General features: G+C 69.3%; 21 protein-coding genes and 1 tRNA gene. 14 read left to right on the forward strand and 8 right to left on the reverse strand.

From position 1 onward, the window contains the following. Positions 1-120: 120 nt before the first annotated feature. Positions 121-906: a YfdX family protein gene (locus tag ASG63_RS23600; protein ID WP_056222770.1), complete on the forward strand. Its 786-nt coding sequence runs from the start codon at positions 121-123 to the stop codon at positions 904-906. A 170-nt stretch (positions 907-1,076) separates the two neighbouring features. Next, positions 1,077-1,277 (forward strand): hypothetical protein, encoded by a 201-nt coding sequence (locus tag ASG63_RS23605; protein WP_056222772.1) that lies wholly within the window; start codon positions 1,077-1,079, stop codon positions 1,275-1,277. Between the two features lie 31 nt (positions 1,278-1,308). Here ASG63_RS23605 and ASG63_RS23610 read toward each other — a convergent pair whose 3' ends face one another. After that, positions 1,309-3,153 (reverse strand): chloride channel protein, encoded by a 1,845-nt coding sequence (locus ASG63_RS23610; RefSeq protein ID WP_056222775.1) that lies wholly within the window; start codon positions 3,151-3,153, stop codon positions 1,309-1,311. Positions 3,154-3,365: 212 nt separating this feature from the next. On the opposite strand from ASG63_RS23610, the gene ASG63_RS23615 reads away from it, so the two are divergent. The 5 genes from ASG63_RS23615 to ASG63_RS23635 all read left to right on the forward strand — a co-directional run bounded on the left by ASG63_RS23615 (position 3,366) and on the right by ASG63_RS23635 (position 7,504). Further along, positions 3,366-3,442 (forward strand) — tRNA-His (locus ASG63_RS23615). Between the two features lie 210 nt (positions 3,443-3,652). Continuing rightward, positions 3,653-4,846 carry a transglycosylase SLT domain-containing protein gene (locus ASG63_RS23620; protein ID WP_056222778.1) on the forward strand — a complete coding sequence of 398 codons (1,194 nt, stop codon included), beginning with the start codon at positions 3,653-3,655 and terminating at the stop codon, positions 4,844-4,846. A 200-nt stretch (positions 4,847-5,046) separates the two neighbouring features. Then, entirely contained in the window at positions 5,047-5,568 is a 522-nt protein-coding gene (locus ASG63_RS23625; protein ID WP_056222780.1) for a response regulator, read from the forward strand. 135 nt (positions 5,569-5,703) lie between these two features. Continuing rightward, on the forward strand, positions 5,704-6,624 hold the full coding sequence (locus ASG63_RS23630) for a transglutaminase family protein (protein ID WP_056223026.1): 921 nt from the start codon (positions 5,704-5,706) through the stop codon (positions 6,622-6,624). A 73-nt stretch (positions 6,625-6,697) separates the two neighbouring features. Continuing rightward, positions 6,698-7,504: a transglutaminase-like domain-containing protein gene (locus tag ASG63_RS23635; RefSeq protein WP_056222782.1), complete on the forward strand. Its 807-nt coding sequence runs from the start codon at positions 6,698-6,700 to the stop codon at positions 7,502-7,504. 55 nt (positions 7,505-7,559) lie between these two features. Here ASG63_RS23635 and ASG63_RS23640 read toward each other — a convergent pair whose 3' ends face one another. Beyond that, positions 7,560-8,087, reverse strand: a complete 528-nt coding sequence (locus ASG63_RS23640) for a DUF4142 domain-containing protein (protein ID WP_056222785.1) — start codon at positions 8,085-8,087, stop codon at positions 7,560-7,562. A 183-nt stretch (positions 8,088-8,270) separates the two neighbouring features. On the opposite strand from ASG63_RS23640, the gene ASG63_RS23645 reads away from it, so the two are divergent. Continuing rightward, positions 8,271-8,498 (forward strand): hypothetical protein, encoded by a 228-nt coding sequence (locus ASG63_RS23645; RefSeq protein WP_056222788.1) that lies wholly within the window; start codon positions 8,271-8,273, stop codon positions 8,496-8,498. A 9-nt stretch (positions 8,499-8,507) separates the two neighbouring features. Here the strand turns inward: ASG63_RS23645 and ASG63_RS23650 are convergent, their stop codons facing one another. Beyond that, a complete protein-coding gene (locus ASG63_RS23650; protein WP_056222791.1) occupies positions 8,508-9,437 on the reverse strand; it encodes a LysR family transcriptional regulator in 930 nt (309 codons plus the stop codon). A gap of 124 nt (positions 9,438-9,561) precedes the next feature. On the opposite strand from ASG63_RS23650, the gene ASG63_RS23655 reads away from it, so the two are divergent. Next, the gene (locus ASG63_RS23655) at positions 9,562-10,491 is read left to right on the forward strand and encodes a ring-cleaving dioxygenase (protein WP_056222794.1); all 930 of its coding nucleotides are present in this window, start codon (positions 9,562-9,564) and stop codon (positions 10,489-10,491) included. 73 nt (positions 10,492-10,564) lie between these two features. After that, positions 10,565-11,203 carry an alpha/beta hydrolase gene (locus ASG63_RS23660; protein ID WP_056222796.1) on the forward strand — a complete coding sequence of 213 codons (639 nt, stop codon included), beginning with the start codon at positions 10,565-10,567 and terminating at the stop codon, positions 11,201-11,203. A gap of 2 nt (positions 11,204-11,205) precedes the next feature. Here ASG63_RS23660 and ASG63_RS23665 read toward each other — a convergent pair whose 3' ends face one another. From ASG63_RS23665 to cyoA, 5 genes are read right to left on the reverse strand one after another with little or no spacing between them, the layout of a single operon-like run. Then, a complete protein-coding gene (locus ASG63_RS23665; RefSeq protein WP_056222799.1) occupies positions 11,206-11,961 on the reverse strand; it encodes an SURF1 family protein in 756 nt (251 codons plus the stop codon). Then, complete coding sequence (gene cyoD, locus ASG63_RS23670) at positions 11,961-12,344, reverse strand: cytochrome o ubiquinol oxidase subunit IV (RefSeq protein ID WP_056222804.1); 384 nt, start codon at positions 12,342-12,344, stop codon at positions 11,961-11,963. Before cyoD ends, ASG63_RS23665 begins: the two co-directional genes overlap by 1 nt. Continuing rightward, positions 12,341-12,985 (reverse strand): cytochrome o ubiquinol oxidase subunit III, encoded by a 645-nt coding sequence (gene cyoC / locus ASG63_RS23675; RefSeq protein WP_156389669.1) that lies wholly within the window; start codon positions 12,983-12,985, stop codon positions 12,341-12,343. Before cyoC ends, cyoD begins: the two co-directional genes overlap by 4 nt. Before the next feature lie 28 nt (positions 12,986-13,013). After that, a complete protein-coding gene (gene cyoB, locus ASG63_RS23680) occupies positions 13,014-15,017 on the reverse strand; it encodes a cytochrome o ubiquinol oxidase subunit I (protein ID WP_056222817.1) in 2,004 nt (667 codons plus the stop codon). A 60-nt stretch (positions 15,018-15,077) separates the two neighbouring features. After that, on the reverse strand, positions 15,078-16,274 hold the full coding sequence (gene cyoA, locus ASG63_RS23685; RefSeq protein WP_056222822.1) for a ubiquinol oxidase subunit II: 1,197 nt from the start codon (positions 16,272-16,274) through the stop codon (positions 15,078-15,080). 345 nt (positions 16,275-16,619) lie between these two features. Between cyoA and ASG63_RS23690 the strand changes: the two genes are divergently transcribed. The 4 genes from ASG63_RS23690 (at position 16,620) to ASG63_RS23715 (ending at position 20,540) form a co-directional block, all read left to right on the forward strand. Continuing rightward, positions 16,620-17,954 (forward strand): MFS transporter, encoded by a 1,335-nt coding sequence (locus ASG63_RS23690; RefSeq protein ID WP_056222825.1) that lies wholly within the window; start codon positions 16,620-16,622, stop codon positions 17,952-17,954. Positions 17,955-18,157: 203 nt separating this feature from the next. Further along, complete coding sequence (locus ASG63_RS23695; protein ID WP_056222827.1) at positions 18,158-18,469, forward strand: hypothetical protein; 312 nt, start codon at positions 18,158-18,160, stop codon at positions 18,467-18,469. 923 nt (positions 18,470-19,392) lie between these two features. Next, on the forward strand, positions 19,393-20,208 hold the full coding sequence (locus ASG63_RS23710; RefSeq protein ID WP_056222835.1) for a universal stress protein: 816 nt from the start codon (positions 19,393-19,395) through the stop codon (positions 20,206-20,208). Beyond that, a complete protein-coding gene (locus tag ASG63_RS23715; RefSeq protein ID WP_056222837.1) occupies positions 20,208-20,540 on the forward strand; it encodes a c-type cytochrome in 333 nt (110 codons plus the stop codon). Before ASG63_RS23710 ends, ASG63_RS23715 begins: the two co-directional genes overlap by 1 nt. The last annotated feature ends 112 nt before the right edge of the window (positions 20,541-20,652 follow it).

Below are 20,652 nucleotides of genomic sequence, written 5' to 3' on the forward strand. Positions count from 1 at the left end.
CCAAACTTTAAGATGACATCTCGATTGGCCAAGACCACATTTGCTTCAGAAGAGATCGCCGGCGCAGGGAGATCAGTTCGATCCACGATCCAGGCGCGGCTCTTCTTCGGAGGCAGTGTGATGAATAAGACAAGAACAGTTGCCGCTTTCCTTGCCGCAACCTCGCTCCTCAGCGGTGTGGCACTGGCCAACGATGCGGTGAAGCCCGCGACGGCTCCGCCGGTGACGGCCGCGCAGCAGGCGGCGGACAGAGACGTGGGCAAGCTGTCGAAGGACGGCGCCCAGGCCTTCCGCGACCTGCACCTCGCCCGCATCGCCATCTTCGACGCCGATCCGACCCTCGCCAAGACCCTGATCGGCAAGGCGCAGGCGTCGCTCGCCAAGGCCAAGACCGACGAGGCGATCTACACCAAGGCGGAAGCAGACCTGCGGAGACCCGACAAGCACGCCGCGATGGCGAAGGCTTCCGATGCGAAGGCTTCCGATGCGAAGGCGGCCGACGCTAAGACCGCGGAGGCGAAGGCATCCACGCAGCCCACGGCCTGGCTGCCCGTCGACGGCCAGCTGACGCTCGGCGAGGATTTCGTCGCCACGCCGACCAAGGCGGCCGCCGTGGCGACCGCGAACAAGAGCCTCGAGAAGGGTGACCGCAAGTCGGCCATCGACCAGCTCAAGCTCGCCGGCGTCGACATGAACTTCGTCCTGGCCGTCGTGCCGCTGAACCAGACGACCACCGATGTCGATCAGGCGGCGAGCCTGATCGGACAGGGCAAGTATTACGAGGGCAACGCCCTCCTGAAGAAGGTGGAGGACGGCGTGCGCTTCGACGTGGTGAACGTGCTCGGAACCCCGCAGAAGGCGCCGGCATCCGCGGCGACGACGGGTTCGACCGCCGTCCCCAAGTGATCCTTCACTCGAGTGACCCCTGATGAAGGGGCCCTTCGACGAAGGGACCCTCTGATCAAGTGATCCCCTGATCCGACCCTGCCGGCGCCGCGTCCCGCCCAGGACCCGGCGTCGGCCCTTGCGCGCCCGCGCCGCGGCGCCCGGATCTCCTGCGTGGGAGGCGTTTCGTGATGAGTATCGGGATCAGCCTCGGGCTTCTGCTCTCCGCCGTCGTCACCGGTTTCGGCCTCGTGCTGGCCTCCGGCCTCGCCGGTCATCCGGTCGACGGGCAGGTGCCGAGCGACTGGGGCTGGAGCCTCCTGATGATGGGCGGGGCCAGCCTCTTCGCCTTCGGCTATGCCGGCTGGCGCCGGGCCACGGGGCGTCCGTGACCGCGCGGCGCTTTTCCGCCCGGCCAGTAATTCAGCTCGTCTCCCCCAGCACCGCCCTGCGCTGCCGGTCCAGTTCCTCGCTGTAGCGCTTGAGGGTGTGGCTCTCGGTGAGGAGGCCGATGACCTTGCGGCTCTTCAGGTCATCCACCACCGCCAGGGCCTCGCTCTCCGTCCGGTCGAAGATCGCCGTGGCGATCTTGGCGTTCATGTCGGCGGTGAGGACGTCGTGGGTGTGGCGCAGGAGCGCGGGGAGACCCGGCGCCTCGGCCTCCGCCTCCAGCAGGGCCGCGTGGGCTTCCGGCACGAGGATGATGCCGGCATAGCGCCCCTGCCCGTCCACCATCACCACCCGGGAGGGCGAGCCCAGGGGGTGCTTGCGCAGGAAGTTGGCGAGGCTCTGGTCGAGGGCGGCCGTCGGCACCTCGCGGCGCATCAGCTTGCCGACCGTGAGGGTCCGGATCCAACCGACATCGTGCGCGCTGCGGATGCTCTCGCCGCGCAGGTGGAAGCGCCAGGTCGCGAAGGAATAGCCGAAGGTCTTCCGCACGGTCAGCGACGAGGCGATCACCGCCACGAGCACCAGGCCGGCGATCGGAAAGCTGCCCGTGAGTTCGAGGGCGAGGAACGTCATGGTCAGCGGTCCGCCGATCACCGCCACGGCGAGCGCACTCATGCCGATCACCGCGTAGGCGAGCGGGGTCAGCCCGAACGCGGCGAAGCCGGGCAGGATCATCGGCATGCCGGCGGCGAAGATCTCGCCCACGATCGCGCCGAGGAAGAGCGAGGCGAAGAAGAGGCCGCCGCGGAATCCCGACCCGATGGAGACCGCCGAGGCCGTCGCCTTGGCGACGAACAGCACGATCAGGGCCGAGAGGCCGAGGGTGGTGCCATGGGCGTCGAGGTGCAGGTGCAGCGCCCCGTGTCCGCCGGAGAGGACCTGCGGCGAGGCGATGAGCGCCAGCCCGCCGACGCACAGGCCGCCGAGAATCGGGACGCAGAGGGTCGGCAGGCGGGTGGCGCGAAAGCCGGCTTCCACCAGGGTCACGCCGCGCATGATGAGGATGCCGAGGCCGGCGCAGATCAGTCCGAGGGCGAGGCTCGGAACCGTGTCGAGGGTGGTCAGGACCGTCGTGGTCACGGCATCGGCCCGTTCCACCGTAACGAGGGAGGTCTGGGCCACCAGGGCGCGGGCGACGACGCTGCCGCAGAGGGCGGCGACAACGACCGGGGTCAGCGTGGCGATGGAATAGGTGCCGATGATGAGCTCGAAGGCGTAGAACGCCCCCGTCAGCGGCGCCCCGAAGGCCGCCGCGATGGCCGCCGCCGCGCCGCAGCCGACGAGGGTCCGCTGATCGGCCCGGCGCAGCTCGAAGGCGAGGCCGAGGCGCGAGGCCAGTCCGGCGCAGAACTGCGTGTAGGCCGCCTCCATTCCCACCGAGATGCCGCTGCCGTTGGAGATGGTGTTCTGGATCACCACGATGGTGGAATCGCGGATCGACATCCGTCCGCCATGCAGGGCGTTCGCCTCGATCGGGTCGACCACCGGGCGCCGGGGCCGTCGCTGCCAGCGCAGGGCCAGGGTGAAGAGCGCGAGCAGAACGCCGCCGAAGGCCGGCGCCAGGAGAACCACGAGGGGCGGGAGATCGGTGGCCGCGCTCAGGCGCAAGCCCGGCGGCAGACCGTAGAGAAGCTCCCGCAGGGCCTGTGTCGCGCGGTTCATTCCGGCCACCGCGACGCCGCCGCAGCAGCCAATCAGGGCGGCCAGGACGATCAGGCCGATCTCGCTGCCGCGCACGAGGGCGCGCAGCTGGCCGGGCGCTTGCACGAGCACCCGCTGGGCGAGCGGCGGTCGGGAGGGGATGGCGTGCGGTGGCATCGACCGGTGAACGGGAGCGTGCGCCGGGAGGAACGCGCGCAGGGAGATGGACCCGCGCCCTGCTTAGCCCGTCGGCGGCCCCGGCGTCGACCGCTCGGCGCCGTCGCCCGCCCGGCGCCTCGGGCTCGACGGGAGAATGGTCCACACTTTTGCCGACGATCGAACGAAGGCGGCTTGAAATGCGGCGCGGGTCGGGATAGATCGCCCGCAGTGCCGCTGTAGCTCAGTTGGTTAGAGCGCTTGATTGTGGATCAAGAGGTCCCCCGTTCGAGCCGGGGCAGTGGTACCATTCCTTCTCGATGAGATTTGTTTGGCGGTCGTGCTCCGGCATGGCCGCGTTCGGCGTTTCGCGTCCCGCCCCGTCCGGCTGCGATGTGCGAAAACGCTCTGGACACCGTGCCAATCTTGCCACGGGATTGCCCCAAACTGGGCCGTGTTGTCGCCACATCTGTCAAGCTAATCTCAATCCGTCGCTTAGGAACGGGGTTGGGTCGCGCAGATGCAGGGTCGAAACGTCGGATCGTCACGGACCGTCTTCGCCAAGGGCCCCATCGCCAAGGGGGCGCCCGTCAAGGGCTCACTCGCACCGCGCTCCGGCCTCGGCGCCGCTCCGTCGTCATCGGATGCCCTCACCCTCGGCGGCCGCATCGGACGCGATCACGGCAGCCGTCCCGCCCTGGCCCGCTCCGTGCTCTCCATGGTGCTGCTGGCGGGTGGCCTCGGCGGAGTCCTGGTCTACGGCGTCGGGCCGGACACCGGCGTGGTGCAGTCGGCCCAGGCGATGACTGAGATCACCATGCCGCGTCCGCGCATCCAGCCGGTCCCGGTCATCCTGCAGACCTCCGCCCAGGCGAGCGCGCCCCGCGCGGTGATCACCGCCGCTTCCGCCTTCGCCCCGGTCCATGACCTCGACACCGAGCTCGGCTCCAATGCGGTGGACCGCGTCTCCTACGACTACCTCCTGACCGAGAGCTCGGTCGGCGACCCGAACGAGGTCCTCGAATTCGGGCCGATGAAGATCCGGCGCCACCTCGTGCAGAAGATCGTCCGCGCCGCGCAGGCGGTGGAAACCGACCCCGTCCTGCTGATGGCGGTGGCCGACAAGGAATCGAGCTTCAAGACCGAGGTCCAGGCCCAGACGTCCTCCGCGACCGGCCTGTTCCAGTTCATCGAGCGGACCTGGCTCGGCGTGGTGCGCGACTTCGGGCCGAAATACGGCCTCGCCACGGATGCCGCCCTCGTGGTCGCGGGCGACAACGGACGCCCCACAGTCCTCGATCCGGCCGACCGGACCCGCATTCTCGAGATGCGCCGCGACCCCTACCTGTCCGCGCTGATGGCCGGCGAGATGCTGAAGCGCGACGCCGCCCGCATCGCGCTCCGCATCGGCCGCGAACTCACCTTGGGCGAGGTTTACCTCGCCCACTTCCTCGGCCCGGACGACGCCGAGGACTTCCTCGCCACCGTGGTCGACACGCCGAAGGCCGCCGCCGCGCAGATGCTGCCCGGCCCGGCCCGGGCCAACAAGACGATCTTCTTCGCCGCCCAGCGCGGGCGCCGGAAGGCCGTCAGCCTGTCGGTGGCGCAGGTGCACGAGAAGTTCGAAGCGATGATGAGCACCCGCGGCGAACGCTACCGCGACGTGCGCTCCATGGCCGGAATCCTGGCCTATGCCGACGCGACGGCGGACTGATGAAACGCACAAGGCGGACAGCGTCCGGGATGATTTCCCGCAACTGACCGTGATCTCCCGGCTTTAATGTCGGCGAGCCCTTCTGGCCCGCCTCGAGACACACACCGCGGAGGCCCTGCTTGCCGGACCCGAAAGGTACGAACGCGGACGACACGTCCGCCGTCAGCCGGACATCGCTCGCGGACACGCTGAGTCCCGGGATGTCGCTCGACCGGATCGGCCAGGCCCTCGCCGCCTTCTACGACGACCTGATCGCCGAGGGCGTGCCGGAACACCTCGCGATCCTCGTGCGCAAGGTCGAACCGGAACCGGTGGCCAAGCCCAATCCGGCCAAGCCCCGCCCATCCAAGCTCGCCCTCGTGGTCGAGGACGACGCCGCCACGCGGGCGCTGGCCGAGGCGCTCCTGAGCGACACCGACCTGACCGCCATCGGCTGCGACAGCGCGGAGGCCGCGCTCACCATCATGCGCGAGCGCGGCGGCGACGTCGCCCTGGTCTTCGCGGATGTGAGCCTGGCCGGCGCGATGGACGGGGTCCAGCTCGCCTCCGCGGTCGCCCTGCTCTGGCCGGCGGCCCGCATGGTGGTCACCTCGGGCCGGCGGGCCGAACGACCCGGAACCCTGCCGGAGCAGGCAGTGTTCATTCCGAAGCCGTGGCGCCCGTTCGATCTCCTGAGCGAGGCGGAAATCGCCAGCACCGTGCCCCAGCCCATCGTGCCCTGACCCGGTCGGATCGCCCCGCCGAGAGGCGTTTCCGCCGCTCCCGCGGCGGGGCGCTCCGGCGCACGACTTGCATCGCCGAACCCAGCGTCCGCGCCGACTAGACCACGCCGATCCGGCGCGGTGGAGCCCCTCGCCTTGCCCATCCTGTCCGTCCGTCACCGCACCACCTACCGTTACCGGCAGCCGGTGGCCTTCGGTGAACACCGCATCCTGTTCCGGCCTCGCGACAGCTACGACCAGCGCCTGATCTCGGCGACCCTGAAGATCACGCCGGAGCCGAGCGGCCTGCGCTGGCTCCACGACGTCTTCGGCAACTGCGTGGCCGTGGCCACCTTCACGGGGCGGGCCGCGCAGCTCACCTTCGAATGCGCGATCACCCTCGACCACACGCCGGAATCGGCGCCGGTCTTCCCCATCGCCGCCCATGCGGCGTTCTACCCGTTCGGCTACGGAGCCGACGATATCCCGGATCTCAGCCGCTCGATGGAGCGGCAATACGCCGATCCGCGCAACGAGGTCGACGCCTGGGCCCGCAGCTTCGTGCCCCCCGCCGGACGGATCGGGACCCAGGACCTTCTGGCCGAGATGACCCGCAGCGTCCGGCGCAACTTCGCGTATCTGGCCCGCTCCGAGAAGGGCGTGCAGGATCCGGTGACGACGCTGCGCCTGAAGCGCGGAAGCTGCCGCGATTTCGCGGTGTTGATGATCGAGGCCGTGCGGGCCCTCGGCATGGCGGCCCGCTTCGTCTCGGGCTACCTCTACAACCCACGCGGGGATCGCGATCGGCACGTGGGCGGTGGCTCGACTCATGCTTGGGTGCAGGTCTACCTGCCCGGCGCGGGCTGGATCGAGTTCGATCCGACGAACGGCATCGTCGGAAACCGGGATCTGATCCGGGTCGCGGTGGCGCGAGACCCGCGCCAGGCAGTCCCGCTGCACGGGTCGTTCTTCGGGTTTCCGGCGGACGATCTGGGCATGACGGTGAGCGTCGATGTCCAGGAAGTCGAGCCGGGGGCCGGGGGGCCTCGGGCGACGGATCCGGATCTGGCGCGTTGACGCACCGGCGCGGTAACCGCCGCCCGGTCGCAAGTGAAGAGCGTGTGTTTCTCGACAGGATCAGGTGGTGGATATGAAGATCAGGACTGGGTTCGACATCGCCTTCGAATCGGTTCAGCCAACGCCGATGATCCTCGCGTTGAGCGTGCACCCCTCACGGATGCCGGACGTCCTGACCCCCCACGTCATCCAGTTCGATCCGCCGATCCCGTCGCAGGACTATCGCGACGTCTTCGACAACATCTGCACCCGCATCGTCACGCCCCCCGGCCGCCTGACGATCTCGGCCGATTTCGTGGTCCAGGATTCCGGCCTGCCCGACGCCTATGCGCCCAACGCCCAGCAGATCGAGGTGCAGAACCTGCCCAACGACGTGCTCGTCTATCTCCTGGGCAGCCGCTACTGCGACACCGACAAGCTGTCCGAGACGGCCTGGTCGCTGTTCGGCGGCACGCCCCTCGGCTGGGGCCGGGTACAGGCGATCTGCGACTACGTGCACGATCGCATCCGCTTCGACTACATGTGCGCCGATGCCACCCGGACGGCCTGGGACGGCTTCATGCAGCGCCAGGGCGTCTGCCGCGATTTCGCGCATCTCGCCGTCGCGTTCTGCCGCTGCATGAACATTCCGGCGCGTTACTGCACCGGCTACCTCGGCGATATCGGCATCCCGCCGGTGCCTGACCCGATGGATTTCTCGGCCTGGTTCGAAGTCTATCTCGACGGGACCTGGTACACCTTCGACGCGCGCCACAACACGCCGCGCATCGGCCGGATCGTCATGGCCCGCGGGCGCGACGCGACCGACGTGGCGATCACCACAAACTTCGGTTACGCGCACCTCGCCCGCTTCGACGTCCACACGGACGAGGTCTTCTGATCCGGCGGCGGGTCGGGACGGGTCTCCGCCGTACCGCTCGCCGGGGGGACGCGACTTACCTATCGAGATCCTGCGCCATCTTGAGGTGATGCGCGAGGGCCGGCTCGGTCTTGGCCGCCCAGGCCTTCAGGTCCGGATTGTCGCCGCCCTTCGCGTAGCGCTGGAACAGGTCGACCGCATCCTTGTGCGCCTTCACCTGATCGCTGTGATACTGCTTCGTGAAGGCGTCGCCCTGCAGGCCCTTCAGGGTGTCGAGCTTGCCCTGATGCGTGCTGTCGAGGGCCGTCGGGAGGGTGGCCTGGACCTTCCCACCCTGGACCATGGCCTTCAGCTCGCCCGTGGTCTTTTCGTGATCGGCGATCATCTTCTGAGCGTAGGCCTTGGTCGGCGCGTCGCTGCGCTCGGCCGCGAGCTGGCTGGTCTGGATCTCGAAGAGGTCGCTGACCCCGGCCTGGGTCACGAAATCGGCGGTGGAGGGGCTCACCCCGATCAGCGCATTCACCCCCGTCTTCTCGCTCACCGATTGCGCCGCGGCCGGTCCCGCGAGCAGCACCGCCACGGCGATCATGGCCCTGCGTGTCATCACACCCTCCTCCAGCGATCTCATGCCCGTGAACCTCGGCATCGGCCCCGTGTTCCGATTAAGCGGGAGATCAGCCGTCCCCTTTCGGGCGCCCGAACACGCTTCGCTTCACCACGAAGTCAGGTCGCAGGGACGAAAAAGGCCGCGTCGCGCGTTGCCCTTCTGCAAGCAGGAGAGACCGAGATGGATGCACGCCTCATCGCGATGAACAACGAGGCCAACCGAATCGCCTCCGAGCGCCTGCTGGAGCAGCTCCGGGACGAAGGCCTGCGCTACCGCCTGTGGGTCACCGGGACGCCGCAGGGCGATACCCTGCACCTGCGCGTGGACCAGCTCTGCCCCGAAATGCGCCAGCGGCTCGACAAGGTGCTGCGCGGACGCGGCCTGACCCTGGAGATCGCCGAGGCCTGAGCCGGCGGCTCACGCCGGGACGGTGCCGGTCCCGGCCGCCCAGGGCGCGGCCGAGAGGGCGTGGGCCAGATAGGCGATCAGGGCGCTGACCCGGGCCGGGCGCGGATCGCCCGGCGGGGTGACGAGGTGGAGGTCGATCCGCGGCGGCGTCCAGCCCGGCAGGGCCCGGACCAGGCGCCCGTCGCGCAGGTCCTCCCACACCATGAAGTCCGGCTGGACCGCGAGGCCCAGGCCGGCACGCAGGGCGGGCGCGAGGGCATCGGCATTGTTCGCCCGCAGGGGGCCATCCGGCACCACCGTGGCCTCCGCGCCGCCGGTCCCCAGGAAGCGCCAGCGATCCGGGCTCGGCAGGTAGGCGTAGCCGAGGCAGGCATGGCCCGCGAGATCGTGCGGATGGGCCGGCCATCCGTGCCGGGCGAGGTATGCCGGCGTGGCGACGAGCGAGCGGTGAATCGCGCAGAGCCGCCGGGCCCGGAGCGAGGAATCCGTCAGCGCGGCGATGCGCAGGCCGCAGTCGAAGCCGCCGCCGACGAGGTCGATCAGATCGTCGCCCAGATGCAGGTCGATGCTCAGGCCCGGATGTGCCGCGAGGAAATCCGGCAGGAGCGGCGCCACGTGCAGCACCCCGAACGACATCGGCGCGGCGAGCCGGACCTTCCCGCGCGGCTGCGCCGCCGCGTCCTGCGCCCGGGCCTCGGCCGCCTCGCCCTCGGCGAGGATGCGCGCGGCGGCCTCCCGGGCCGAGGCGCCGGCCTCCGTGAGAGCGAGCTTGCGCGAGGTGCGGTGGAACAGGCGCGCCCCGATCCGCACTTCCAGACGGGTCACCGCCTTGGAAACCGTACCCGTGGTGATGCCCAGCTCAGCGGCCGTACGGCCGAAGGATCCGGTCTCGACCACCTTGGCGAAGATGGCCCAGGCTTCGAAATCGGGAAGCTTCATCGATGGTCTTTCAGAAACGATGCGTTTCCATCGTTTCCATTTTCGAACGCGGTGGCAAGGCGCATCTTCCGGTCATCGCAGCACGGCCGGTCCCGGCGCGGTGCGGCCCCCAGGAGATCGTCCCATGTCGCAGAATGGCATCCACCACGTCACAGCGTTTTCCAGCGACGCGACCCGCAACGTCGACTTTTACACCCGGGTGCTCGGCCTGCGGCTGGTGAAGAAGACCGTCAACTTCGACGATCCGGGCACCTACCACCTCTATTACGGCGATGAGACCGGCCGCCCCGGCACGATCCTGACCTTCTTCCCGATCGCGCATGCGGCCCCTGGCCGGGTCGGGATCGGCGAGACCCAGGAGACCGCCTTCCGGGTCCCGCGCGCCTCGATCGGCTGGTGGACCCACCGCTTCATCGAGAAGGGCGTCGCCCACGAGACCCTGGTTCAGGTGCTGGGCGAGCCGACCCTGCGCTTCCGCGACCCCGACGGCCTGATGCTGGCCCTGGTCGGCACCGAGGCGGCGGAGACCGATGCGCCCTGGACGGGCGCGGAGGTTCCGGCGGAGCACGCCATCCGCGGGTTCCACGGCGTCACCCTGCTTCTCAAGGAGGCGGAGGGCACGGCGGCGATCCTGACCGAGGTGTTCGGCTTCCACGAGGCCGGACGCGAGGGGGCGGCGACCCGCTACGCCAGCGGTGCGCCCGCGGGTGGCTTCGTCACCCTGCGGGCGGTGGGCGAGTTCCTCCGCGGCCGGCAGGGCGCGGGCTCCGTGCACCACATCGCCTTCCGGGCGGCGGACGACGCGGAGCAGGCGCGGATGGTGGAGACGCTGACCCGCACCTACGGGCTCGGGGTCACCGAGCAGCGCGACCGGCAGTACTTCCGCTCGGTCTACTTCCGCGAGCCGGGCGGGGTGCTGTTCGAGATCGCCACCGACGTCCCGGGCTTCGCCGTCGACGAGCCGGTGGAGACCCTGGGCCGCGACCTCAAGCTGCCGGCCTTCCTCGAACCCCACCGGGCCCAGATCGAGGGGCACCTGCCCGAAGTGGCCTGAACGAAACCGGCCGAAGACAAGCGCTCGCTCCGTCCGGAGCGGGCGCGCTCCAACCGATCGTCGCGAGGTTGTCATGACCGAACCATCCTGGGGGGGAGCCCAGCGCTTCACCCATCGCTTCGAGCCCGCCGCCGAGGCCGGGCTGCCGCCGCTCCTCCTCCTGCACGGGACGGGCGGCGACGAGACCGACCTCCTGCCCCTCGGGCGGACCCTGCTGCCCGGCGCCGCGCTGCTCTCCCCCCGCGGCGCGGTGTTGGAGAACGGCATGCCGCGCTTCTTCCGCAGACTCGCGGAGGGCGTGTTCGACGAGGCCGATCTCCGCCGACGCGCCGCCGACCTCGCCGGCTTCGTCGCCGCGGCGCGGACGGCCTACGGCCTCGCCGCGCCGGTGGCGGTCGGGTTCTCGAACGGGGCGAACATCGCCGCGACCCTGCTGCTCCTGCACCCGGAGGTGCTGGCCGGCGCGGTGCTCCTGCGCCCGATGGTGCCCCTGCGGGAGACGCTACCGGTGGATCTCGCCAGCCGGCCGGTGCTGATGCTCTCGGGCGCCGCCGACCCGATCGTGCCCGCGGCCAATGTGGGGTCGCTCGCCGAACGCCTGCGGGCTGCCGGCGCCACCGTCACGCACGAGACCCTGCCCGTCGGGCACGGCCTTTCGCAGGCCGACGTCGTGCGAGCGGGCCCCTGGCTGCAGCGCCTCGCCGCGGCCTGACCTCAGGCCGATGCCCGCCCCGCGCCGCGGCGGGCATCGAGGAGGGTGTAGCCGACCGCGCCCAGGACCATCAGGGCGAGGACGTACCAGGTGATCGCGTAGACGAGGTGGTTGTCCGGAAACCGCACGATCGTCAGCCCGCCCACCGGCCAGCCGCCGGGATTCGGGGTGGCGTCGGCATCAATGAAGTACGGGGCGGCGTCGGCGAGCCCCCGCGCCGCCGCGATGGCGGCGACGTCGCGCGAGTACCAGCGCCCGGCCTCGGGGGCATTGCTGCGGAGGAAGGCCCCGCCCGGTTCACTCAGGCGCAGGAGCCCGGTGACGGTGGTCTCGCCAGCGATCTGTCCGGCCGCCCGCGCGGCCGGGTCTTGGCGGTCCGCGGGGACGAAGCCGCGATTGACCAGGATCGCGGTACCGTCGCTGCGCTCCAAAGGCGTCAGCACCCAGAAACCGGCGCCGAGATCGGTGACGGCCTGAACGAGAGTCTCGCGGTCGTTGCGAAAGTGCCCACTCGTCCGCACCCGGCGATAGGCGTCGGCATCCGCCTTCAGCCCGTCCCAGGTTCCGGGGCCCGGCGCCGCGACCGGATCGGCATGGACCCGGGCCTCGACCCGGGCGATCAGATCGTGCTTCCAGGTCCGGCGCTGGACCTGCCAGGTCCCCAGAGCCGCGAGGGCCGCCACGAGGATCAGCCCCGTGACGGCGAGGGCCGCGAGCGCGAAGATGGAGCGCCGCGCCCCCGGTCGTGGGCTGGCCATCAGCCCATGTGCATGTGCTGCGGCATCATGTTCGTGTTGAGGTGGTACATCACCCACAAGGAGCCCGCGAGCGTGATGATCACCAGCGTCAGGGTGAAGATCAGAGCCAGGATGGTCCAGCCGCCCTCGGACTTCGTGTTCATGTGGAGGAAGTAGATCATGTGCACCACGATCTGCGCCACCGCGAAGCCCATGATGACGATGCCGGTGATGCGGTCGTTGCCGAGTACGTTGCCCATCACCAGGATGAACGGGATCGCCGTCAGGATGACCGACAGCACGAAGCCGGTCATGTAGTCCTTGAAGGTCCCGTGGCTGCCGCCGTCGGCATGCCCGTGTCCGTGCCCGTGATCGTCGTGTCCTGCCTTCGACGCGGCGCTCATTGCAGGACTCCCATCAGGTACACGAAGGTGAAGACGCCGATCCAGATCACGTCGAGGAAGTGCCAGAACATGCTGAGGCAGAGCAGCCGACGCTTGTTCTCGGGCACCAGCCCGCGCTTGTGCACCTGCGCCATCAGCGTCACCAGCCAGACGATGCCGAGGCTGACGTGCAGGCCGTGGGTGCCGACCAGGGTGAAGAAGGCCGACAGGAAGGCGCTGCGCTGGGGCGTCGCGCCCTCGTGGATCAGGTGGTGGAACTCGTAGAGCTCCAGCCCCACGAAGGCGAGGCCGAACAGGCCGGTGATCGCCAGCCAGATCTGCACGCGGCTGAGGTCGCCCTTCTCCATCTCCAGCATGGCGAAGCCGTAGGTGATGGAGGAGAACAGCAGCATCGAGGTGTTCAACGCCACCAGCGGCAGGTCGAACAGATCCTTCGGCGAGGGCCCCGCGGCGTAGTTCCGGCCCACCACCGCATAGGTGGCGAACAGTGCCGCGAAGATGAGGCAGTCGCTCATCAGGTAGAGCCAGAAGCCGAGCATCGTGCTCCCTTCCGGGTGATGCTCGCCCTTGGCGTCGTAGAAGGCCGTCGGATCGACCTGGGGAATCGTCACCGACGGGCTTCGGCCGGGCTCGAAGTTCATGGCAGCGGAAGACTGGGTTGCCATGATCTCAGACACGCTCCGCCAGCAGGGACGTCCGCTGGCCTTCCGTCCGGACGACCTCGTCGGCCGGGATGTAGAAGTCGCGGTTGTAGTTGAAGGTGTGGCCGATCGCGACGACCGCGATCGCGGCGAAGCTGAAGGCCGCAAGCCACCAGATGTACCAGATCATCGCGAAGGAGAAGACGATGCTCAGCACGCCGAGGATGATGCCAGCCGCGGTGTTCTTCGGCATGTGGATGGCCTTGAACCCCTGAAGCGGCCGGGCGTAACCGCGCTTCTTCATGTCCCACCACGCGTCGTGATCGTGGATCACGGGCGTGAAAGCGAAATTGTAGTCCGGCGGCGGCGAGGAGGTCGCCCATTCCAGGGTCCGGCCGCCCCACGGGTCGCCGGTCGTGTCGCGCAGCTGCTCGCGGCGCAGGACGCTGACGACCAGGGTAATCGCGAAGGAGGCGATGCCGCAGAGGATCAGCACGGCGCCGAAGGCCGCGATGATGAACCAGATCTGGAGGGACGGGTCGTCGAAGTGCTGGACGCGGCGGGTGACGCCCATCAGGCCGAGGACATAGAGCGGCATGAAGGCGACCCAGAACCCGGTCAGCCAGAACCAGAACGACACCTTGCCCCAGAAGTCGTCGAGCTTGAAGCCGAAGGCCTTCGGGAACCAGTAGGTGATGCCGGCCAGCATGCCGAACAGCACGCCGCCGATGATGACGTTGTGGAAGTGGGCGATCAGGAACAGCGAGTTGTGCAGCACGAAGTCGGCCGGGGGCACCGCGAGCAGGACGCCGGTCATGCCGCCGATGACGAACGTCACCATGAAGCCGACCGTCCAGAGCATCGGGACCTCGAACCGGATGCGGCCCTTGTACATGGTGAAGAGCCAGTTGAAGATCTTCGCACCCGTCGGGATCGAGATGATCATCGTCGTGATGCCGAAGAACGAGTTCACGCTGGCGCCCGAGCCCATCGTGAAGAAGTGGTGCAACCACACGAGGTAGGACAGGATCGTGATGACGACGGTGGCGTAGACCATCGAGGCGTAGCCGAAGAGGCGCTTGCTCGAGAAGGTCGAGACAATCTCCGAGAACACGCCGAAGGCCGGCAGGATGAGGATGTACACCTCCGGGTGACCCCAGATCCAAACCAGGTTCACGTACATCATCGGGTTGCCGCCGAGGTCGTTCGAGAAGAAGTGCGTGCCGACGTAGCGGTCGAGCGACAGCAGCGCGAGAACGGCCGTGAGGATGGGGAAGGCGGCGACGATGAGGATGTTGGTGCAGAGCGCGGTCCAGGTGAAGACCGGCATCTTCATCATGGTCATGCCGGGGGCCCGCATCTTCACGATGGTGGCGATGAGGTTGATGCCCGACAGCAGGGTCCCGATGCCGGCGATCTGGAGCGCCCAGATGTAGTAGTCGACGCCGACCCCCGGGCTCATGGCGGGCCCCGAGAGAGGCGGATAGGCCAGCCAGCCGGTGCGGGCGAACTCGCCGACGAACAGCGAGGCCATCACGGTCACGGCGCCGCTCACCGTCATCCAGAAGCTGAAGTTGTTGAGGAACGGGAAGGCCACGTCGCGGGCGCCGATCTGCAGCGGCACGACGAAGTTCATCAGGCCCGTGACCAGCGGCATCGCCACGAAGAAGATCATGATCACGCCATGGGCGGTGAAGATCTGGTCGTAGTGGTGCGGCGGCAGGTAGCCCTCGTTCGGCCCGAAGGCCATCGCCTGCTGGGCGCGCATCATCAGCGCGTCGGCGAAGCCGCGCAGGAGCATGACCAGCGCGAGCACGATGTACATGATGCCGATCTTCTTGTGATCGACGGAGGTGAACCAGTCGCGCCAGAGGGGTCCCCAGAGGCGGAAATAGGTAAGCGCACCGAGCACCGCGACGCCGCCGAGGCCGACCATCGCGAAGGTGATGAGGAGGATCGGCTCATGAAGCGGCACGGCGTCGAGCGTCAACCGCCCGAACAGGAGCTTCTGGAGATCCGGATTGGAGAACATGGGACCTACTCGTGAGAGGAGTGTGCCGAATGGGGGTGCGGGCGACCGAAGCGTCCGCGTTTATCGATTCAGTTGACCGGGCGCGACGGAGTCCGAGCCCTTGGAATCCTTGCCGTCACCGGCCGGGCCGCCGTGGTGACCGCCGTGGTCGTGCCCGGAATGCTCCGGTGCCGAGTCCGGCTTCACCTCCGGTGCGATGCTCTTGGGCTTCATGCCCTCGGGCTGCTCCCGGCTGTGGGATTCGCGGCCGGAGCCGCCGACCGTGGCGCCCGGCGCCTCGATGCCCTGCTCGGCGTAGCGGTTGTCGTATTCCAGCCGCTCGCGGTTGGCGTGGCTCTCCTTGCCGGCCCCGCCCATGGCGTCGATGTGCATCATCTCGTTCATGCACATCTTGCCCGGCACGGCGCACATGTTGAGCACCGCGCCGTAGAGGCCGTTCTCCACGGTGGAGAAGTAGCGCACCGGCTCGCGCTCGCTCGGCTTCTCCAGGGCGAGGTAGCCCTGGCGGTCGAGGGGCTTGCCCTCGGCCCTCACCTTGGCGACCCACTGGTCGAACCCGGCCTGGTCGAGGCCGTGGAACTTGAAGTTCATCCGCGAGAAGCCGGAGCCGCTGTAATTGGCCGAGAGGCCCTCGTAGGTGCCGGCCTTGTTGATCACCGCGTGGAGCTTCGTCTCCATGCCGGCCATGGCGTAGATCTGCCCGGCGAGCGCGGGGATGAAGAACGAGTTCATGACGGTCGCGGAAGTGATCTTGAAGGAGATCGGCACATCGACCGGAGCCGCCAGTTCATTGACGGTGGCGATGCCCTGATCTGGGTAGAAGAACAACCATTTCCAGTCGAGTGCGACGACCTCGACCGTCAGCGGCTTGACCCCCGCCGGCAGCGGCCGGTCTGCGTCGAGGCGGCTCAGGGGACGGTAGGGATCGAGGGTGTGGGTGCTGATCCAGGTCAGGGCCCCGAGGGCGATGACGATGACCAGCGGCGCCGACCAGATCAGCACTTCGAGCTGCGTCGAGTGGTGCCAGTCGGGATCGTATTCGGCCTTGGTGTTCGAGACCCGGTAGCGCCACGCGAACAGCAGCGTGAAGGCGATGACCGGGATGATGATGAGCAGCATCAGGCCGGTGGAGGCCAGGATCAGGTCGCGCTGGCGCGTTGCGATGTCGCCGGAGGGCTGCATCAGGACCATGTTGCAGCCGGACAGGAGTCCGAACAGCGGGAGGAGCGCGAGCGTACGAAGGGTTTTGACCGGCATGGACTCGTCTGGCACCATCTCGGATGAGCGACGTCCAACGGCCCCGATTGACCGAAGGCGTTATCGTCGGGTCTCAATTCGCTGCATTGCATCAATCTGACAAGTCGCATGCGGCGCGTCTGATCAGCGCTGCGGGCATAGCCGATGCAGGACAAAGCACGCTATGGACCCTGCCACGATTTCACGGATCGCGCCAAAACACCGCGCTCTTTGTCCCGGGGCGCGTCACGCTGCGCTTTGACGCAGACAAATGGCAGGGCGTACACGTGTCCCATATCCCAGGGCCTCACGCGCCACCCGCGCCTGATTCGGCCTCGAACGCATGAAGCGAGTACGGTTTCCTTGATGAGCGCAGACTCCGCATTGCCCTCCTCCTCATCGCTGGAGCGCGACGCGCACGAGGCGTCGAGCGATCACAAAGTGGCGCCGGGCGAGATCGCCATCGGCGTCGTAATCGGGCGCGCCGCGGAGTATTTCGACTTCTTCGTCTACGGCATCGCCTCGGTTCTGATCTTCCCCGGCGTGTTCTTTCCCTTCGCCGATCCGCTGACCGGCACGCTCTACGCCTTCGCGCTGTTCGCCCTGGCCTTCATCGCCCGCCCGATCGGCTCGGTGATCTTCATGGAGATCGACCGGCGTCACGGGCGCGCGGCGAAGCTGACGATCGCGCTGTTCCTGCTCGGCGGTTCGACGATGGCGATCGGCTTCCTGCCGAACTACCACCAGCTCGGCGCCCTCTCGATCTGGATCCTGGCCGCCCTGCGCTTCGGCCAGGGCCTCGCCCTGGGCGGCGCCTGGGACGGACTTGCCTCCCTGCTGGCACTGAACGCCCCTGAGAAGCAGCGCGGCTGGTACGCGATGATCCCGCAGCTCGGTGCACCGGTCGGCTTCATGCTGGCGAGCGCCCTGTTCGCGTTCTTCCTCGGCAACGTCTCCAACGCCGACTTCCTCGACTGGGGCTGGCGCTACCCGTTCTTCGTGGCCTTCGCGATCAACGTCGTGGCGCTCTTCGCCCGCCTGCGGCTCGTGGCCACCGAGGAATTCTCGCGGATGCTGCAGATGCAGGAGCTGGAGCCGACCCCGGTGCTGGAGCTCCTGCGTACGCACGGCCGGTTCGTGCTCATCGGCGCCGTGGTGCCGCTGGCGAGCTTCGCCCTGTTCCATCTCGTGACGGTGTTCCCGATCAGCTGGATCCACCTCTTCACCGGCCGCTCGGCGGGCGAGTTCCTGCTGGTGCAGTGCTCGGGCGCCTTCCTGGCCGCCGGCACCATCGTGCTCTCCGGCGTCCTGGCCGACCGCATCGGCCGGCGGACCCTGGTTGGCGTGGCGGCCGGCCTGATCGGTCTGTTCGCCCTGGCCAGCATCGCCGCGCCCATCATCTTCGGTGACAGCGAGCTCGGCCAGACCATCTACGTGCTGATCGGATTCGGCCTGCTCGGGCTCTCCTACGGCCAGACCTCGGGCTCGGTGACCGCAAATCTCGGCACCCGCTTCCGCTACACCGGCGCCGCCCTCACCTCGGACCTCGCTTGGCTGATCGGCGCGGGCTTCGCGCCCCTGATGGCGCTCAGCGTCTCCAGCCGCTTCGGCCTGTCCTGGGTCGGCGTCTACCTGCTCTCCGGCGCGGTCGCGACGCTTTGCGCCCTCGCCTTCAACCGCCGCGAGACCGCCCGCCTCTGAAGGCCGCGCCGCCCGTCATGGATCGAGCCCCGGACGGCCGCTGCGCCGCCGGGGCTTTTTTCGTGTCCGAGCGACCGACCCGCCCCCGCAGGGCCGTTTCGGATGGAAAACCGGCCGCTTCGCGCGCGCGGTCTCTGCGGTAGGATGCCGGGGCGAGGCCGTCGGAGGCACGACGCCCGAGGGGGACGGAGGCACACTGCATCGTGGCGCAGCTCATCTACACCCGCCTCGAGGACCACCCGCGCGAGACCTACGTCATCACGAGCGGGGCGCTGATCGTCGGGCGGGTGGATTGCATCCGCGACGATCCCCCGCCCGCCGCGCAATGGACCTGGGGCCTGCACCTCGACATCGGGGCGTCTCCGTTCCGGCGAGGCGCGACCGTGTCCTCGCGGGACGCGGCCGTGGCGGCCCTGGAGCAGGCCTGGACCGAGTGGAAGCTCTGGGCCGGCCTGTGCGATGCGGATGGGCCCGACCCATCGGCCGGAACGCCGGCACCCCGCATCCTGCGCTGAGGCGGCGGCCTCGCGGCCGTCCTTCGTGGACGGCCGGGGAGGTCCTGTCGCGTCGGCCCGCCCCGGGCGGACGCCCGCCACGCCTTCGCTTCCGTGCCGTGGCCCGTCCCGTCGCCGCGACCGGAAGCGGAGGGTCCGGAGTCCCCGTGGCGTCACATTGATCCACCGCAAGGTGCGCGCCGGCCCCGCGGTCATCATCGCGACCGCAAACGGCAACAGGAGGCTCCGGTGACGATCGTCTTGCGATCCGCTTCCGTCCGGTCGGTCCAAGCGACGGGCGTGCCGCACATCCTCGGAGCGCGACCGTCGGCGGATCCGATCGTCGCGGACCTCTTTCGCCACCGGAGCATCGGCAGCCTCCAGGCGCTCGGTCTTGCGCTCCTTTCCGTGGTCGTGACCCCCACGCCGCTCCGGCTCATGCTGGCCCGTCCGACGTGAAGGCGAAGGGGGCCGCGGCCCCGATGCGGACGGCGCGGGGCGGCACCGACGATCGAGAGGATACGGGAGACGCCGCATGGCTGTCGACGACGAGCGAGTCTGGGGATCGCGGGGCCGGTCCGGACGCCCCCTGCCGCGCTGGTTGCGGGCGCGGCTGTCCCGGCGGCGGCGGACGACCGTCGACGGCCAAGGGCACGCCGGGCCGCGGGGCCAGGGGCCGGCCGAGCCGGCAGCGCCGCAGCCGGACGCAGGGACGGACCGTCCGATGGACGTCGCAGCCCTGCTCCGGGTCGTTCGGTCGGTGGCCGCCGAGGGGTTCGGTCCCGGTCCGGTCCCCTTGGCGAGACGCCTGCGCGATTAGGGGTCGCGAACAGGCCGGCACCACCACGCCACACCCCACCCCTTGCGATGGATCAAGGACCGGGCGGAGGGCGCGCCCCACGATGTCCCGTCCGGTCCGGACGGCCGGACCACGGGAGGCAGAGATGAAGATTTCGAGCGTCATGGTGTCGCTGGACCTCGGCGCGGCCGCCGCGGATCGGGTCCAGCTCTCCGCGAGCCTGGCCGAGCGCTTCGACGCGACCCTGACCGGTGTCGCCGCGCGGCAGGTGCCCGCCCTCATCGCCGTCAGCGACGTCCGCGAATCCGAACGCATCTACGAGATCGAGGACCGGCGTGCGCGGGAGCAGCTCGCGGAAGCGCGGGCGGTGTTCCTGCGCGAGGCTGGCCGCGGAATCCGCACGGCCTGGCGGGCGGCGCTCGCCGAACCCACGGCCTATCTCACGACCCAGGCGCGCGCCGCCGACGTGGTCGTGGTGGGTCGTCACGGGCCGGTCGACGGCGATCCCGGTCTCATGGGCATCGCCGCGGGCGCCCTCCTGATGGCGGTCGGCCGCCCGGTGCTCGTGGCGCCGCCGGGCGTCGAGCGCCTGACGGCGAAACGGATCGTGGTGGCCTGGAAGGACACGCGGGAATCCCGCCGGGCGGTGCAGGACGCCCTGCCGTTCCTCAGCCGGGCCGAGGCCGTCCACCTCGTGGTGGCGGGGCCCGGTGCCCACGAGGAGGGTGCGGAGGACGTGGCCGCCTACCTGTCCGGGCATGGAGCCGCGGTGACCACCCATCTCCTCCCGAGCCCCGGCGCCGAGGCCGCGGAGACGGTCCTGCAGTTCGCGCGGCGCGCCGACGCCGACCTCATCGTGATGGGCGCCTACGGGCATACACGGTTGCGCGAGTGGATCTTCGGCGGGGCCACCCGCGACGTCCTGCAGGCGACCACCCTCTGCTGCCTGATGAGCCACTGATGCGCCGGACAGCCCCCTCCGCCGCCTGGCACCTCCTGCTGGCCTCCCTCGCCCTCGGCGGCCCCGCGCTGGCCTGGGACCGGGCGGTACAGCGGGGCGCCACGATCGCACGCACCGACTGCGCCCGCTGCCATGCTGTCGAGCGAACTGGAGCGAGCCCGCTGCGCATCGCACCGCCCTTCCGCGAACTCCACGCCCGCTACCCTGTCGAGAATCTCGGCGAGGCCCTGGCCGAGGGAATCCGCACGGGTCACCCGAGCATGCCGGAATTCCGCTTCGATCCGGACGAGGCCGCGGCCCTGATCGCCTACCTGAAGTCCCTGGAGCGCTGACGCCGAGAAGGTCTCGCGTGCGAGCGATCGGTCCCGTCCGTGGCTCGTCCGGCGACAGCCCGGGCCGGGACCGGCATGCGGTTGAGACAGATCAAGGCCGGGCCTCGCCGCG

Source organism: Methylobacterium sp. Leaf94 (assembly GCF_001426045.1).
Classification (GTDB): Bacteria; Pseudomonadota; Alphaproteobacteria; order Rhizobiales; family Beijerinckiaceae; genus Methylobacterium.

What these genes read in the sequence shown, in the direction of transcription:
- ASG63_RS23600 (WP_056222770.1), top strand. Translation starts at nt 121, where the DNA reads ATGAATAAGACAAGAACAGTTGCCGCTTTCCTTGCCGCAACCTCGCTC.
- ASG63_RS23605 (WP_056222772.1), top strand. Translation starts at nt 1,077, where the DNA reads ATGAGTATCGGGATCAGCCTCGGGCTTCTGCTCTCCGCCGTCGTCACC.
- ASG63_RS23610 (WP_056222775.1), bottom strand. Translation starts at nt 3,153, where the DNA reads ATGCCACCGCACGCCATCCCCTCCCGACCGCCGCTCGCCCAGCGGGTG.
- ASG63_RS23620 (WP_056222778.1), top strand. Translation starts at nt 3,653, where the DNA reads ATGCAGGGTCGAAACGTCGGATCGTCACGGACCGTCTTCGCCAAGGGC.
- ASG63_RS23625 (WP_056222780.1), top strand. Translation starts at nt 5,047, where the DNA reads ATGTCGCTCGACCGGATCGGCCAGGCCCTCGCCGCCTTCTACGACGAC.
- ASG63_RS23635 (WP_056222782.1), top strand. Translation starts at nt 6,698, where the DNA reads ATGAAGATCAGGACTGGGTTCGACATCGCCTTCGAATCGGTTCAGCCA.
- ASG63_RS23640 (WP_056222785.1), bottom strand. Translation starts at nt 8,087, where the DNA reads ATGACACGCAGGGCCATGATCGCCGTGGCGGTGCTGCTCGCGGGACCG.
- ASG63_RS23645 (WP_056222788.1), top strand. Translation starts at nt 8,271, where the DNA reads ATGGATGCACGCCTCATCGCGATGAACAACGAGGCCAACCGAATCGCC.
- ASG63_RS23650 (WP_056222791.1), bottom strand. Translation starts at nt 9,437, where the DNA reads ATGAAGCTTCCCGATTTCGAAGCCTGGGCCATCTTCGCCAAGGTGGTC.
- ASG63_RS23655 (WP_056222794.1), top strand. Translation starts at nt 9,562, where the DNA reads ATGTCGCAGAATGGCATCCACCACGTCACAGCGTTTTCCAGCGACGCG.
- ASG63_RS23660 (WP_056222796.1), top strand. Translation starts at nt 10,565, where the DNA reads ATGACCGAACCATCCTGGGGGGGAGCCCAGCGCTTCACCCATCGCTTC.
- ASG63_RS23665 (WP_056222799.1), bottom strand. Translation starts at nt 11,961, where the DNA reads ATGGCCAGCCCACGACCGGGGGCGCGGCGCTCCATCTTCGCGCTCGCG.
- cyoD (WP_056222804.1), bottom strand. Translation starts at nt 12,344, where the DNA reads ATGAGCGCCGCGTCGAAGGCAGGACACGACGATCACGGGCACGGACAC.
- cyoC (WP_156389669.1), bottom strand. Translation starts at nt 12,985, where the DNA reads ATGAACTTCGAGCCCGGCCGAAGCCCGTCGGTGACGATTCCCCAGGTC.
- cyoB (WP_056222817.1), bottom strand. Translation starts at nt 15,017, where the DNA reads ATGTTCTCCAATCCGGATCTCCAGAAGCTCCTGTTCGGGCGGTTGACG.
- cyoA (WP_056222822.1), bottom strand. Translation starts at nt 16,274, where the DNA reads ATGCCGGTCAAAACCCTTCGTACGCTCGCGCTCCTCCCGCTGTTCGGA.
- ASG63_RS23690 (WP_056222825.1), top strand. Translation starts at nt 16,620, where the DNA reads ATGAGCGCAGACTCCGCATTGCCCTCCTCCTCATCGCTGGAGCGCGAC.
- ASG63_RS23710 (WP_056222835.1), top strand. Translation starts at nt 19,393, where the DNA reads ATGAAGATTTCGAGCGTCATGGTGTCGCTGGACCTCGGCGCGGCCGCC.
- ASG63_RS23715 (WP_056222837.1), top strand. Translation starts at nt 20,208, where the DNA reads ATGCGCCGGACAGCCCCCTCCGCCGCCTGGCACCTCCTGCTGGCCTCC.